This window comes from Streptomyces dioscori (genome assembly GCF_003024195.1).
GTDB classification, from domain to species: Bacteria; Actinomycetota; Actinomycetes; order Streptomycetales; family Streptomycetaceae; genus Streptomyces; species Streptomyces dioscori.
Genome location: NZ_KZ679063.1, coordinates 32,889 through 47,916, shown reverse-complemented (window position 1 = coordinate 47,916; position 15,028 = coordinate 32,889). Strand labels below are relative to the sequence as shown.

The window sequence follows — 15,028 nt, the reverse complement described above, 5'->3', positions numbered from 1 at the left end:
GGCCGTGGCCGTGGGCTACAAGGCGTGGGTCAGTCGGTCGTTCAGCAGGCGGGTGAAGCGGGCCGGGTCGGGCAGGTCGCCGCCTTCGGCGAGCAGTGCGCTGCCGTAGATGACCTCGGCGATCTCCGCCAGCGCGGGGTCGTCGGCGTTGGCCTCGTACGCTGTGCGCAGGGCGATGATCAGCGGATGTGCGGGGTTGAGTTCCAGGGTCCGCTTGACGGGAGGCAGCTGCTGCCCCATCGCGCGGTACATCTTCTCCAGCGTCGGGGTCATGTCATGGGCGTCCCCGACGATGCAGGCCGCCGAGGTGGTCAGGCGCGACGACAGGCGCACCTGCTTGACGTGCTCGGACAACGTGGTGGTCAGCCATGGCAGCAGGGCGGCGTAGTCCTCCTCGCGCTGGGCCTGTTCGGCGGACCGCTCCCCCTCGGCCGGCTCGTCGAGGTCGACCTGGCCCTTGGCGATGGACTGGAGAGGGTGCCCGTCGAAGGCCGGGACCCGGTCGGCCCAGACCTCGTCGACGGGGTCGGTGAGGATGAGGACCTCGTAGCCCTTGGCCGCGAGGGCCTCCATGTGGGGGGAGTTCTCCACCGTCGCACGGGTTTCGCCCGTCAGATAGTAGATCGCCTCCTGGCCGTCCTTCATGCGCTCGACGTACTCGCGCAGGGTGGTGGTCTTCTCCGGATCGTTCGTGGAAGCGGCCGACACCACTTCCAGCAGCGCCTCGGTGTTGTCCGTGTCCTCGATCAGCCCTTCCTTCAGCGCCCGGCCGAACTGCGCCCAGAGTTTGGTGTAGCGCTCGCCGTCGTTCGCCTGCATGGTCTTGATCGCGCCGAGGACCTTCTTGACCAGGCGTCGGCGTACGCCGCTGATCTGGCGGTCCTGCTGCAGGATCTCGCGGGAGATGTTCAGCGACAGGTCGTGGGCGTCGACGACGCCCTTGACGAAGCGCAGGTAGTTCGGCATCAGCGCTTCGCAGTCGTCCATGATGAACACGCGCTTGACGTACAGCTGCACCCCGCGCTTGGTCTCCTGGGAGAACAGGTCGAACGGCGCCTGGGAGGGGAGGAACAGCAGCGCCTCGTACTCGAAGGTTCCTTCGGCGCGCATGTGGATGGTCTCGGCAGGGTCGAGCCAGTCCTGGCTGAGCTGCTTGTAGAACTCGTTGTACTCCTCCTGGGTGACCTCGGCGCGCGGCCGGGCCCACAGGGCCTTCATCGAGTTGAGGGTGTCGACCGCGGGGGCGGCGGTCCCGTCGGTGTCGCTGCGCTCGGTGGCCATCCGGATCGGCCAGCGGATGAAGTCGGAGTACCGCTTGACGATCTGGCGGATCTTCGACTCCGACAGGTAGTCGGCCAGGTCGTCCTCGCTGTCGGCGGACTTGAGGTGCACGGTGACGGAGGTGCCCACGGGCAGGTCGTCGACGCTCTGGATCGTGTAGGCGCCCTCGCCGTCGGACTCCCACCGGGTGCCGGTGTCGGCGCCGGCCCGCCGGGTGAGCAGCGTGACCTTGTCGCCGACCATGAAGGCGGAGTAGAAGCCGACACCGAACTGCCCGATCAGGCTCTCGGCGGTGGCGGCGTCCTTGGACTGCTTGATCTTCTCCATCAGGCCGGCGGTGCCGGACTTGGCGATCGTGCCGATCAGGTCCACGAGATCGTCCCGGCTCATGCCGATCCCGTTGTCACGGACGGTCAGTGTGCGGGCGTCCTGGTCGGCTTCCAGCGCGATGTGCAGGTCGGCGGTGCCGACCTCGGTGAGGCTGGAGTCGGTCAGCGATTCCAGCCGCAGCTTGTCCAGTGCGTCCGAGGCGTTCGAGATCAGCTCGCGTAGGAAGATGTCCTTGTTCGAGTAGATCGAATGAATGACCAGTCGCAGCAACTGGCGTGTCTCGGCCTGGAATTCCAGCGTCTCGACACTGCTGTCCATGCGGGAACCTCTCCATGGGAATCAACGGGAACGTCATGAAGGTACGGGACCCGGCCGGGGCGGATCACAGCGCCTCGACGGCGTGCTGCGCGGCCGGCCCTGCTGTATCCGTGCCCGCGGCTCCCGGTGACGGATGTCAGGCATCGTCCGCCATTGGCGCCGTGAGCCGGTAGGCGGGGGTGTCGCATCCGCACCCCCGCCTGTCGCCGACCGGAGACGAGCAGGCAGCGCGCCTGGCGCTCCCGGGCGAGCAGCACGTCATACGGGCGGGGCAGGTCCCGCACCACGCACGTCGGCCCGAACAGGCCGGCCGATTCGCCTCGGCCGGCGCCGGTCGAGGCGAATCGGCCGGCCCATGCCGGAGTCGGTCCCAGGGAGTGACGGTTACGCGGACAGGGCTCCGGTGTCGTGGACCACGGTTCCGCCGATCACCGTGGCGCCGACGGTCAGGGTGTCGATCCGCTGCGGGTCGACGGTCAGCAGGTCGTCCGAGAGGACGGCGAAATCCGCCAGCATGCCGCGGGCAAGGCGGCCCTTGCGGTCGTCGGCGTGTTCGGCGTAGGCGGAGCCCACGGTGTAGGCGTACAGGGCCTGTTCGGGGGTGAGTGCCTCGGCGGGGGCCAGCGGGGCGCCGCCCGCGGTACGGCGGTTGACCATGTCGTGGATGCCGAGCAGTGGGCTGCCGTGTGCGACCGGGGCGTCGCTGCTGCCGGGCAGAACCGCCCCGGCGTCCAGGAGACTGCGCATGCGGTAGCAGAGTTCGGCGCGTTCGGGACCCAGAGCGGTGATCATTCCGTCGCCGATCTCGGAGACGAAGCGCCCCTGCGGCACGGGGACGACGCCGTTGTCCACCAGGCGGCGGACCTGCTTGTCGGAGGCGACGGCGAAGTGCTCGATACGGTGGCGCGCGTCGCGTCGCGGGTGGGCGGCCTGCGCGGCCTCGAAGGCGTCCAGGACGACGTCGATGGCGGCGTCCCCGATGGCGTGGGCGGCGATCTGCCAGCCGCAGCGGTGCGCCTCGGTGATGGTGTGGCGCAGCCACTGTTCGTCGAACTGGAGGAAGCCGACGTTGTCGGGTTCGTCCTGGTAGCCGCAGCACATGTGTGCCGAGCGGCCGATGAGCGAGCCGTCCGTGGCGATCTTGGTGGCGCCGATCTTCAGGCGGTCGTCGCCGAATCCGCTGCGCAGACCCAGGTCGAGCCCGAACCAGGTGTCACCGCCCCCGACTTCCCCCATGTCGTGCAGGACGGTCATGTAGGGCATGACCGTGGTACGGATGCTCAGTGCCCCTTCCTGGACGGCCCGGTGGAAGGCGTGCAGGTCGGCGGGGCCGTGTCCGACGTGTTCGGCGGCGGCGATGCCCGGCTCGGTGAGGCTGGTGATGCCCTCGCTCACGCCCTGGTCGTTGCCGGCCTTGATGGCGGCGACGACCGAGTCGAGGGGCGAGGGCCGGAACGCCCGGGTCACCAGGTGCTGGGCGGTTTCCTGGAGCAGGCCGACCGCCCTGCCGGCCGGGTCGCGCTCGACGTGGCCGCCGTCGATGTCGGGGACACCCAGCCGGTCGGTGAAGCCGGCGCGGGTGAAGGCCGCGGTGTTGCCCACACCCATGTGGCAGGAGACGTGCTCCAGCCACACGGGGCGCCCCTGAGCCGCTTCGTCGAGAGCTTCGGCCGTGGGGTGGGCGCCGATCTTGTTCTGGTCGTAGCCCGCGCCGAAGAGCCACTCGTCGGGGCCCAGCCGCGCCGCCCGCTCGCGTACCGCGGCGTAGAGGGCGTCGAGGGTGGGGACGGTCCGCGCGTGCAGGTCGAGTTCGAGGAGGCGGCGGCCTCGCATGCTCAGGTGCTGGTGGGCGTCGTTGAAGCCGGGCACCACCGGGGCTCCGCGCAGGTCGTGGACCTGGTCGGCGGTGCATCCGGCGACTTCTTCGTCGAGGCCGACGATGCGGCCTCCGAAGACCCCGAGGGTGTGTGCGGTGGGCCGGTCCGCGTCGAGTGTGGTGAAGCGGCCGTTGGTGAACAGTGCGTCCAGGTGCATGACTGGGTCCTAGGAAGGAAGGGAGTTCGGGTGTGCGGCCGACCTACGCGACGGTGGGGAGGCTCTCCCGCGCAGGGGCTTCGGCGCCCGAGGCGTCGTCGCGGGGACCCGAGCGGTACCGGGCCAGGGCCAGCACGCAGACCGTGGTCAGCAGCAGGAGCGTGATGTAGTAGCCGACCACCGGCCAGTGGCCGGCGCCCCGGGTCAGGAGCCACTGGGCGACGAAGGGGGTCGAGCCGCCGATGACGGTGCTGCACAGCTGGTAGGCCAGGGAGACGCCGGTGTAGCGGACCTTGACCGGGAACGCCTGGGACAGGAAGCCCGCCAGCAGCGCGTAGTAGCTGCATCCGGTGAGCACGCCCAGGGCCAGTCCCACCCCGATCAGTGTGCTGTTACGGGTGGCGATCAGGAGGAACATCGGCACCGCGACGACGATGTTGGCGATCAGGGCGCCCGCCATCACCCGCACCGTTCCCACGCGCTGGGCGAGCAGTGCCGCCAGGGGCTGCCACAGGAACTGCAGGACGGCGAGGATCAGGAGGATGTCGAGCATGGTCTGCCGGTGCACGCCCAGGTCGCTGGTGGCCCAGGACAGCACGAAGGTGTTGGTGAAGTAGGCGGACGAGATTCCCATGGCGCTGGCACCCACACCCAGCAGGACCAGTACGCGGGAGGTGCGGAACAGCTCGACCACGGGGATCTTCGGGGCGGCGTCCTCCTGCTGCCTGGCCTTCTCGAAGTCGGTGGACTCGGTGACCTTCAGCCGGATCACCAGACCGATGATCACCAGCAGGGCGGAGAGCAGGAACGGGACGCGCCAGCCCCACGTCATGAACGCGTCGTCGGGCAGGTTTCCGACGGCGATGAAGACGAGGGTGGCCAGGATGGACCCGGCCGGCGAGCCCTGCTGGACCCACATGCCCGCGAGGCCGCGGCGTTTGTGCTCGGCGTTCTCGGTGGCCATGAGCACCGCGCCGCCCCATTCGCCGCCCACCGCGATGCCCTGCACGGCGCGGAGCAGGACGAGCAGGACCGGTGCGGCGGCGCCGATGGTGGCGTAGGTGGGCAGCAGGCCGATGAGCGTGGTGGCGGACCCCATCAGGACGAGGGTGGTGACGAGGACGTTCTTGCGTCCCACGCGGTCGCCGATGTGGCCGAAGATCAGTCCGCCGAGCGGGCGGGCCAGGAAGCCGACCCAGAAGGTGGCGAAGGCCGCGAGGGTGCCGGCGGTGGGACTTGCCGTGGGGAAGAACAGCTTCCCGAACACCAGGGCGGTGGCGGTGCCGTAGATGTAGAAGTCGTACCACTCGACCGCGGTCCCGATGAAGGACGCGGTGGTGGCCTGTCTGGCTTTGCGGCCGGCGGCGGATGTGGTCTGGGGCATGGCTGACTCCGGGGATAAGCGGCGGTGCCGGCGGGGGATGTGACCTGTGCGCGGCGCGAGGCGGCACGAGGTCCTGCGTTGACCGCGACGCTGCGGGTGCCCGTTCGAACGGTGTTGTCCGGTCGGCCATAGTTTCGTGGCCCACCGGCCATACGGTCCAGTACCTTCTGAGCTGTACGGTCATACCTCAAAGGCATGGCCGGGTCCGAGCGGGGATACGGCGGCGGGCGCTGAGCGGTGACGACGCGGCGCCGGCGCCACCGCGGCACGACAGAGCCACGACGGAGGCACGATGGAACTGCGGGTCCTGCGGTATTTCCTGGCGGTGGTGGACACCGGCTCGATGACGGCCGCCGCCGCGCGCGTCCATGTGGCGCAGCCCTCCGTCTCGCGGCAGCTGCGCTCCCTCGAACGCGAACTGGGCGCGGAACTGCTGCGGCGCACCAGCACGGGGGTCCAGCTCACAGCGGCCGGACGCCGCTTCGTACCCGTCGCGAGGGATCTCACGCTGCGCGCCGCGCAGGGCACGGAACTGCTGCAGGCCGTGTCCGGACAGAGCCCGCTCCAGTTCCGCGTGGCCTGCCCCAACTCCACCATCACGCACCTCATCGCCCCGTACGTCGCCGAACTCGGCGGCCCCTTCACCGACGCCCGGGGCTGTGAGCCGGACCAGGTGTACGAGCGGCTGCTGGCCGGGGACGTCGACATCGGCATCTCCACCGCTCCGCCGCCCGGCGGCATGGCGGCGCGGCGGCTGGGCGGCCGTCGGATCAGTGCCCAGATGCCCGCCTCCCACCCCGTCGCCCAGGAGGGCGGCGGCGACCTGGAGCTGGCGGGGCTGCTCGACCACCCGGTCATCGTCAGCAGCCGGGCCAGCGCCGTGCGGCGCGCCCTCGACACCACCCTGTACGAGCAGAGCACGCCGCTCAGGCCCGCCTTCGAGCCGCAGTCCGAGGCCATGGCGCAGGCCCTGGCCGCCGCGGGCCACGGCGTCTGCGTCGTCGTCGACCATCCGCAGTTCGACCTGAGCGTGCGCCCGCTGACCGCCCAGGGCCGCCCGCTGGCCATCTCCCTGTACGCAGGCTGGGACCGCGACCACTACGCGCACGACGAGATCGACGCGGCCGTACGGGAGTTGTCGGACTGGTTGATGGCCAACGACGGCGGCCGAAAGCCCGGCAGCCGCTCCCCCGCTCCTCCCGATTCGCCTCATCACGGCTGAGCCGGCAAGTGGCCGCACCCGTCGTGGTGGCCGGCGCGATGGCGCCGGCCACGGGCGTCACCGTCGGGGGCGGGAGGGAAAGTCGGGTTCGCGGCGCTCGGCGAACGCGCTCAGCCCTTCACGGGCGTCCGGTGAGGTGAAGGCCTTCTGCCCGTAGAGGGCCTCGCTGTGGAAGGCCTGGTCCTGCGGGAGGTCGCCGAGGCGGAGCACGGCCTCCTTGATGGTCCGCAGCGCGGTACCGCTGCGCGTGGCGAGCCGGTGGGCGCGGTGCAGGGCCGCGTCGAGGAGGTCGGGGGCGGGGACCACCTCGTTGAGCAGCCCGTAGCGCAGCGCCTGCTCGGCGGTGACGCGGTCGCCCTGGAGCATCAGCTCCATCGCCCAGGCGTAGGGGATCTGGCGGGTGAGTCTGGTGAGCGTACCGCCGGCCGGCACGACGCCGACGCCGCTCTCGGGGAGGCCGAACTGCGCCGTGTCGGCCGCGATCCTGATGTCGGTGGACAGCATGATCTCGAATCCGCCGCCGAGGCACAGGCCGTTCACCGCGGCGATGACCGGCTTGAACAGCGAGGTGTGCTTCTGGTGCGCGGCGTCCCATCGCGAGATGTCGAAGCGGCCCTCCGCCAGTGCCGGGATGGACTCGGTGAGGTCGGCGCCCACGCAGAAGGCCCGGTCGCCGCTGCCGGTGAGGACGGCGACGGCGAACGCGTCGTTGTCGCGGACCTCGGCGAAGGCCGCGCCGAGTTCGTCGTACATCGCGAGGGTGAGCGCGTTGAGTTTCTCCGGGCGGTCGAAGCGCACGATCGCGACGTCGCCGTCCCTGTCGAGGGTGATGCCGCCCATCAGATGGCTCCCTCTTCCCGCAGCCGTGTGATCGTGTTCTCGTCGAGGTCGGCGAGTGCCCGCAGGATGGTGTCCGAGTGTTCGCCGACCTTCGGCGCCAGTCCGCGCGGCTGGGTGGGCGTGTCGGTGAGCTTGACCGGTGATCCGAACATCCGCAGTTCGCCGAAGTCGGGGTATTCGACGTCGACGACCATGTCGCGCGCGGCGATCTGCGGGTCCGCGACGACCTCGGCGATGTCCTTGATCGCGCTCAGTGGTACGGCGTCCCCGACGATCTCCTCAAGCTCGGTCTTCGTCCTGTCCTCGAACCACCGGTGCAGCAGCGGCCGGACCCGGCGTTCGTACACCTCGGGCGTGAACCGCTTGGCCATGGTGTCGATCTCGGGGTCGTCGGCGAGTTCGGGCCGGCCGAACAGCTGACAGGACAGCCGCCAGAACTTGTCGGTGTAGCCGCCGAAGAAGACGAATCCGTCCTTGCACGGGTACAGCTCGTAGGGCTTGACGAACGGGTGCTCGTTGCCCAGGGGGCCGGGGACCTTGCCGTCGACCGTGTAGGACACGACGGCGTTCTCGGTCAGGCTGAGCACCGAGTCCTGCTGGGAGATGTCGACCATCTGTCCCTGGCCCGTCTTCTCGGCGTGGCGCAGGGCCGCCAGGGTGCCGATGACGGCGTACAGCGTCGCGGAGAGGTCTCCGATGATGGTGCCGACGCGCGCCGGCGGCCGGTCGGGGAAGCCGTTCATCGACCACAGGCCGCCGGTGGCCTGCGCACTGTTGTCGTAGGCGGGCCGGCGGCGGTACGGGCCGTTCTGTCCGTAGCCGGAGATCGCCGTGTAGACCAGGCGCGGGTTCTCCTGGCGCAGGATGTCGTAGCCGACGCCGAGCTTGTCCATCGTGCCCGGCCGGAAGTTCTCCACGAGGACGTCGGCGCGCCGCACCAGCTTCTTGAGCAGCTCCTTGCCCCCGTCGGTCGACAGATCGATGGTCAGGCCGAACTTGTTGCGGTTGAACTGCGCGAAGAACCCGCTGAACTCGTCGCCGGAGTCCGCCGTCAGCTTGGGCGGGAAGTCCCGGGCGTAGTCCGGCTCCTTCGGGTTCTCGATCTTGATCACGGTCGCGCCGAGATCCGCCAGCAGCATCGAGCAGAACGGCCCCGCCACCACCCGCGTGATGTCGAGGACGACCACACCGCGCAGCGCGCCCTCGGACAGTCCTCCGGGCAGCATGCCCGCGAGGGGCCCGGCGTCGTTGAAGGTCATGTTGGTTCCTTGCTCCGGTTCTCGGTCAGCTCGTGCCGGTGTCCACCCGGACACGGGCATCGAGCAGGGTGCCGCACGAGGGACTGTAGAACTCGTCGATGACGATCTTCCAGCCGTCGGTGCGGGGACGGACGCGCACTCCGTGCTCGGCGAGCCGGTCGGCCGCGACATGGGTGACCTTGTGTGCCAGGTCGTGCCAGTCGTCGCCCGTACCCAGGCGGGCGCCGCTGGCCTGTACGTGCCAGCCGTCCGCGTCGCGCCGGGGCGCGGAGGCCCGGGCCGGGGAGTCCGCCGGAACGGGCCGCTCCGGGCTGCGGCCGAGGCGTTCCTCGCGCAGCGCGGCGCGCGCCCGCGTGGTGGCCGCCTCGTCGGCGGCCCCGTCGGTGAGGACCACGCCGTAGGTGTGCCGTGCGGTCTCCTCGGTCACGTATCCGTCCCGGACGTCGGCGGCGACGAGCCGCGGGTCCCGGAGCAGGGGGTCGCCGTAGCCGCCTCCGCCGGCGATCCACTGCACCAGCACGTCACCGTCGCGGATGGCGACGGACTGCTGGTTGATGGCGAGCAGCTCGCGCTCCGCGCTGTCCAGCGTGCCGGGTCCGGGCACCCGGCCCTCGGTGAGGAGGTCGGCGACGTTGCTGCGGCGCCAGACCTCGTGGCCGCTGCCTCCGCCGGGCAGTCCCCCGCCGAAACCGTCGGCGGGCACCTGAGCGTTGGGGGCGAACACGGTCTGGGTGACCTCCTGGGCGCCGTGCAGGGTCCAGGCGAAGCGCAGGCCGAGGCCGCCGCGGTGGGCGCCGTGTCCGGCGCTCTCGACGTTGAGCTGCTTCCACAGGTAGAGCACCGGGTAGAGCATCTCGTTCATCTCGACGTCCGGCAGCATGTTGTTGACCTGCGTCATCATGCCCGCGCAGTCGAGCCCGTCGCTCTCCGGCTGGGCGCCGGCGCCCATGCCGCCGCCGTCCATGTTGAACAGCACGAAGTACTCGCCGTCGTCGGTGGTCCCCGCGGAGATGCCACCCGTCCACGAGTCGCCCCACACCCCCTGGGTACGGTCGCGGATGACCTCGTCGGCGCTGGTACGGCACGCCTCGTTCATCAGTTTCGTGATGACGCGGCTGACCCGGGCCCCGGTCGTCAGGTGCCCGTTGCTGATCGGCGCCGGAGGCCGCGGATTGACGATGGAACCGGGCTCGGCGACGATGTCGAACGCGGTCATGACCCCCTCGTTGAAGGGGACGTCCCAGGCGAGGATCGGCACGATGGCGCTGGCGACGCTGCCGACGAGCGCCCCGTAGCTGCAGTTGACGAAGCCGTCGGTCTGCTCGCTGGAGCCGGTGAAGTCGAAGGTCACCTGGTCGTCGCGCTTGGTCATGGTGCACGCGACGCGGTACAGCTCGTCGACGTGTCCGTTGTGCTCCGTCCACTCCTCGGCGGTGTAGGTGCCGTCGGGGATCTCACGGACACGGTCGCGCACGACCTGCTCGGCCAGCTCGAAGGACAGCTTCGTGTAGTCCCTGAACCGGTCGAGGCCGAACTCCTCCGTCGTGGCCAGCAGCCGCCGGATGCCGGTGTTGTTGCTGGCGACCAGGGAGCGCACGTCGTTCCAGAACAGGGCCGGTACGCGGACGTTGTTGAGGAGGATGCGGCGGACCCACTCGACGGGTTCGCCGCGCTCGAAGATCTTGACGCCCGGCGGGAGCCGCAGCGCCTCGGCGTAGCAGTCGTGGGCGCCGGGCGCGAAGCCGCCGGGGGTCATGCCGCCGACGTCGATGAGGTGCGCCTGCGACTGCGCCCAGCCGATCAGCTCGTCGCCGTGGAAGATCGGCGAGATGACGTTGGTGTCCGGCGGGTGGCTGGCGCCGGCGGTGTGCGGGTCGTTGCTGATGAAGGCGTCACCGGGCGACAGCTGCTCCCCCTCGATCGCCTTCACCAGGTTCCGTACGGCGACGCTGCCGGAGCCGATGTGGAACTGGACGTAGTCGGAGTAGGCGTAGATACGGCCGGTGGGGTCGAACAGCGCGGTGTTGAAGTCACCGGCCTCGGTGATGACCGGGGAGCCCGAGGAGCGGATCATCGCGATGCCCATCTCCTCCACGATGGAGTCCAGGCGCATGCGGATCACTTCGAGGGTGACCGGGTCGAAGCCGTCGGGCAGGTTGTGCGGGGTGCCACTCATGGTCGTCTCCTTCGACGGACGGGGCAGGAGTCAGTGGTCGGCGAGGCGCATCAGGAAGTCGCCGCCGTCGGTGAGCGCGACGGTGGCACCGCTCGGCACGTACACCGTGGTGTCCGGCTCCTCCAGCAGGCACGGGCCGTCCGCGCGGCCGAGGGCTCCGAAGCCGCGGTGCACGTCGATCTCCAGCCGCTTGCCGGTGAGCGGCTCCAGGACCTTGCGGCGGCTGAGCTCGTGCCGCTCCTCGCCGCCCGCGACCCGTTCCACCTTCTGCACGTCGCTGCGCCCGACGGCCCGTACCCGCGAGTTGACCAGGAGGATGTCCGCCTCGGCCCAGGCGGTTCCGGCGCCGAACTCCTCCTCGTAGTCGGCGATGAACTGTGTCCGCAGCGCGGCCTTGTCCGCTTCGCCGAAGGTGCCCGCGGGCAGCCGGGTGGTGACTTCGAAGATCTGGCCCATGAACTTGACGTCGGCCTCGCGGAAGAGTTCCCGCCGGTCCTCGGGGATGCCCTCGGCCTCGAACCAGGACTGTGCGCGCTCCTCCAGAGCGGTGAACTCCTTGTCCAGGTCGGCGGCGGGCTGATCCATCGTCCAGGGGCTCGTCCGTACGGCGGAGAACACGGAGTCGGCGTGCATGAGGCCGTGCGCGGAGAACACGGCGGCGTTGCGCGGGACGACCACTTCGCGCACGCCCGCCTCGGCGGCGATGGCGGCCGCGAACAGACCGCACGCGCCGCCGAAGCCGACGAGGGTGAACTCGCGCGGATCGTGTCCCCGGTTCACCGTGATCTTGCGCAGCGCGTTGGACATCTGCGACGTCGCCAGCCGGTAGACGCCCTCGGCCGCGGCGTCCTCGGTGATGCCCAGCGGTCCGGCCACATGCTCGCGCAGGGCGGCGCGGGCCTGGTCCTCGTAGAGCGGGACGGTGCCGCCGAGGTAGTAGTGCGGGTTGATGAGCCCGAGCACCAGCGCCGCGTCGGTGACCGCCGGGCGGGTGCCGCCCTTGCCGTAGCAGGCGGGGCCCGGGGTGGAGCCCGCGCTGTGCGGGCCGACCCGCAGCAGGTTGCGGCCGTCGACCCAGGCGAGGCTGCCGCCGCCGGCGCCGATGGTCTCGATGTCCACGGCGGTCAGGCTGGTGGGCAGGCCGCCGATCTCGGCCCGCGGCAGGAGCCGGAACTCGTCGTCGATGATCGCTGCCGCGTCGAGGCTGGTGCCGCCCATGTCCGCGGTCAGCACGCGTCGGCGGCCGAGCTGCCGGCCCAGCAGCCGGGCTCCGGTGACGCCGCCGACCGGGCCGGAGTTGAACATCTGGATCGGGGCCTTGCTGGTCTCCTCGACCGACAGGAATCCCCCGTGCACCTGCATGATCTGCACCCGCGCCCGCAGCCCCCGGCCGCGCAGCTCGTCGGCGAGCTGATGGAAGTGCGACGCCACGATCGGCTTGACCGCGGCGTCCAGCGCGGTGGTGACCATGCGCTCGTACTCGCGGTACACGGGAGTGAGACGGCTGGAGAGGGTGTACGGGACGTCCGGGTGGTGGGCATCCAGGTACTCCCCGATCGCCTTCTCGTGCACCGGGTTGCGGAACGACCAGAGCAGACAGACGGCGATCGCCTCCGCGCCGGCCGCCAGTACCGCGTCGACCGCGGTGGCGATCACGTCGTCGGTGAGGGGCGCCAGCACCGTGCCGTGCGCGTCGACCCGCTCCGCGACCTCGATGATGCGGCGGCGCTCCACGATGTCCGGCGGTGCCGCCATCTTGTGCGGGTCGCGCTCGTCGGTGCGGGCCGACCGGGCGATGCGCAGGGTGTCGCGGAAGCCCTGTGTGGTCAGCAGTCCCACGGGGGCGAACTTCTGTTCGTCCACCGCGTTGGTGACGATGGTGTTGCCGAGCACGAAGCGGTCCACGGCGGCGAAGAAGGCGGCCTCGGTCATTCCCGCGCGTTCCTGGAGCACCGCCAGCGCACCCAGGATGCCGGTGGTCACGTCCTTGGTCGAGAAGGCCTTGCCGCGTACGGCGACCCCGTCGACGACCGCCACGGCGTCGGTAAAGGTCCCACCGACGTCGATGCCCACATGAAGTGTCATGCTCGCTGTCTCCTTTGACTGCGTCGGTGCTGTGCTGTGACTGCGCGTCGGTGCCGTGCGCGCCCGGCCGGCGCAAGGGCGGCTCGCGGAGGCTTCCCCGCCTCGCCCCGCCTCGGCGCTGCTGTGGACGCTACGTGCGCCGTCACCGAGCGGCTATGTATGTTCGGTCCACTGGATTCAGGCTGCCGGTGGCTCATCGGCACAGAAGGTGAGGCTCGCACATGACGGACACTTTTCCGGTCGACGTGGTCGTGAGCCTGCTCCAGGCCGCGTCCGCCGAGCAGGAGGCGGACGTGGACGAGCTGCTGGCGACGGTGTCCCTCTCCCGGCGGGACAGCGTGCGCATCGGGCAGGAGCTGCGGCGGCTGCGCGCGACCTCCGACCGGTGGCGGCGCCGCGGTCAGGAGCTGGCGGCACTGTTCTCCTCCGCGCGTGAGCTGGCCCAGCTCCGTGACGTCGACGAGCTGCTGGGCCGGCTCGTGGAGCGGGCGCACGACCTGATGGGCACGGACGTCACCTATCTGTCCGAGTACCAGGAGGACAGCCGCGAGCTGCTGGTGCGCACGACCCTCGGGACGGTCGCGCCGTCCTTCCCAGGGCTGCGGGTTCCGCCGGGGATGGGCCTGGCCAGCCGGGTGGTCGAGGGACGCAGGCCCTGCTGGACGTCCTCCTATGCCACGATGACCCAGGCGCCGCACGATTCCGGCATCGATTCCGCCGTGACCGCGGAGGGCCTCGTGTCGATGCTCGGCGTCCCGCTGCTCGCCGGTGACGAGGTGATCGGTGTGCTGTTCGCCGCCAACCGCGTCGAGCACGAATTCGCCCCGGAGGAGATCTCCCTGCTGTCGGCCTTCGCCGACCATGCCGCCGTCGTGCTGCAGACCGCGCGGCTGCTGGCCCGCACCCAGGACGCGGCCGACGAGACCCGCCACGCCTACGGCGAGCTCGCCCGTCACGTGGAGGCCATGGAGCGGGCCAGCGAGGTGCACAGCGAGCTGACGGGGCTGGTGCTCCAGGGCAGCGAGGCGTCCGATGTCGCCACCGCGCTGGGCCGGGCCCTGCGGTGCGAGGTGACGCTCCTCGATGTGGGGCGTCTGGAGGAACCCGTGGCCACGGCGGTCGACCGCAGCCGCCGCAGCGGCCGGTGCACTCCGACGGACGGCGGATACGTGGTCGCCGTCCTGGCCGGCGCGACCCTGCTGGGCGCGCTGCTGCTGGAGCCGGGCGAGGTTCCGTTCGGACCGGTCGAGCTGCGCACCGCGGAACGTGCCGCCCAGATCACCGCACTGCTCAACCTCAAGCAGGACGCCACGATCGAGGCCGAGCAGCGGGTACGCAGCGACCTGCTGGCCGACCTGCTCTCCGCCGACCCCGAGCGCCACGCCGACCTCGCCACCCGGGCCCGCGCGCGGGGCATCCGGCTCGACGCACTGCGCTCCGTGGTCGTGGTCGCGCTGCCCGCCGAACTGCGTCATGAGGCCGTCCGCGGCCTGCGCCGCGAGAGCGGACTGATCGGGGAGTACGCCGACCATGTGATCGCCCTCACCACCGACGCCGACCCGGCCGCCGCGAGCACCTCCGTCCATGCCACCGTCGGCCGCACCGTACGGGCACCCGTGCTGGCGGTCGGCGCCGGCTTCTCGGACCTGGACCACGATCTGCGCGCCCGGATCGACGCCGCGTCGGCCTGCGTGGGGGTCCTGCCGGCCCTCGGGCTGGACGACGCCGCGGTCACCGCCGACGCGTACCTCCCGTACACGGCGCTGTTCGGTCCCGGTGAGCCGCGCGTGGCGACGTACCTGCGGCTTGTCATCGGCCCGCTGCTGGACTGGGACGCCGCGCACGCAGGCAAGCTCGTGCCCACCCTGGCCGCCTATCTCGGCAACCGGATGAGTCCGGTCGCCACAGCCCGTGCCCTCCACCTGCACAAGAACACGGTGCTGCAGCGACTGGAGCGCACGGCGGAACTCCTCGGAGCGGACTGGCAGGAACCCGACCGGCTCTTCCGGATCACGGTGGCGGTCCAGTTGGCCCACCTCACGAGAGGTGCGTGAGCCCCGGAGAGACGTGCGCGCCGACGGGCTTGCTCCGAGAGCGCC

The 15,028-nt window shown here is 70.7% G+C and carries 9 protein-coding genes; 2 read left to right on the top strand and 7 right to left on the bottom strand.

The window, feature by feature from the left end:
* Positions 1 to 15: 15 nt before the first annotated feature.
* The 3 genes from htpG to C6Y14_RS41310 form a co-directional block, all read right to left on the bottom strand.
* Positions 16 to 1,929 (bottom strand): molecular chaperone HtpG, encoded by a 1,914-nt coding sequence (htpG, locus tag C6Y14_RS41320; RefSeq protein ID WP_107022087.1) that lies wholly within the window; start codon positions 1,927 to 1,929, stop codon positions 16 to 18.
* Positions 1,930 to 2,313: 384 nt separating this feature from the next.
* On the bottom strand, positions 2,314 to 3,963 hold the full coding sequence (locus tag C6Y14_RS41315; protein WP_107022086.1) for an amidohydrolase: 1,650 nt from the start codon (positions 3,961 to 3,963) through the stop codon (positions 2,314 to 2,316).
* A gap of 43 nt (positions 3,964 to 4,006) precedes the next feature.
* Positions 4,007 to 5,347 carry an MFS transporter gene (locus C6Y14_RS41310; protein WP_107022085.1) on the bottom strand — a complete coding sequence of 447 codons (1,341 nt, stop codon included), beginning with the start codon at positions 5,345 to 5,347 and terminating at the stop codon, positions 4,007 to 4,009.
* A gap of 292 nt (positions 5,348 to 5,639) precedes the next feature.
* Here C6Y14_RS41310 and C6Y14_RS41305 point away from each other — a divergent pair, with 292 nt between their 5' ends.
* Positions 5,640 to 6,569: a LysR family transcriptional regulator gene (locus C6Y14_RS41305; RefSeq protein ID WP_107022084.1), complete on the top strand. Its 930-nt coding sequence runs from the start codon at positions 5,640 to 5,642 to the stop codon at positions 6,567 to 6,569.
* A gap of 57 nt (positions 6,570 to 6,626) precedes the next feature.
* Here the strand turns inward: C6Y14_RS41305 and C6Y14_RS41300 are convergent, their stop codons facing one another.
* Genes C6Y14_RS41300 through C6Y14_RS41285 form a run of 4 tightly spaced genes read right to left on the bottom strand, consistent with a single transcriptional unit; the run spans position 6,627 to position 12,929 of the window.
* On the bottom strand, positions 6,627 to 7,409 hold the full coding sequence (locus C6Y14_RS41300) for an enoyl-CoA hydratase/isomerase family protein (protein WP_107022083.1): 783 nt from the start codon (positions 7,407 to 7,409) through the stop codon (positions 6,627 to 6,629).
* Positions 7,409 to 8,668, bottom strand: coding sequence for a CaiB/BaiF CoA transferase family protein (locus C6Y14_RS41295; protein WP_107022082.1), 1,260 nt, complete (start codon positions 8,666 to 8,668; stop codon positions 7,409 to 7,411). Before C6Y14_RS41295 ends, C6Y14_RS41300 begins: the two co-directional genes overlap by 1 nt.
* Before the next feature lie 25 nt (positions 8,669 to 8,693).
* The gene (locus C6Y14_RS41290; RefSeq protein WP_107022081.1) at positions 8,694 to 10,844 is read right to left on the bottom strand and encodes a hydantoinase B/oxoprolinase family protein; all 2,151 of its coding nucleotides are present in this window, start codon (positions 10,842 to 10,844) and stop codon (positions 8,694 to 8,696) included.
* Between the two features lie 30 nt (positions 10,845 to 10,874).
* Positions 10,875 to 12,929: a hydantoinase/oxoprolinase family protein gene (locus tag C6Y14_RS41285; RefSeq protein ID WP_107022080.1), complete on the bottom strand. Its 2,055-nt coding sequence runs from the start codon at positions 12,927 to 12,929 to the stop codon at positions 10,875 to 10,877.
* Between the two features lie 221 nt (positions 12,930 to 13,150).
* On the opposite strand from C6Y14_RS41285, the gene C6Y14_RS41280 reads away from it, so the two are divergent.
* Positions 13,151 to 14,983, top strand: coding sequence for a helix-turn-helix domain-containing protein (locus C6Y14_RS41280; RefSeq protein ID WP_107022079.1), 1,833 nt, complete (start codon positions 13,151 to 13,153; stop codon positions 14,981 to 14,983).
* The last annotated feature ends 45 nt before the right edge of the window (positions 14,984 to 15,028 follow it).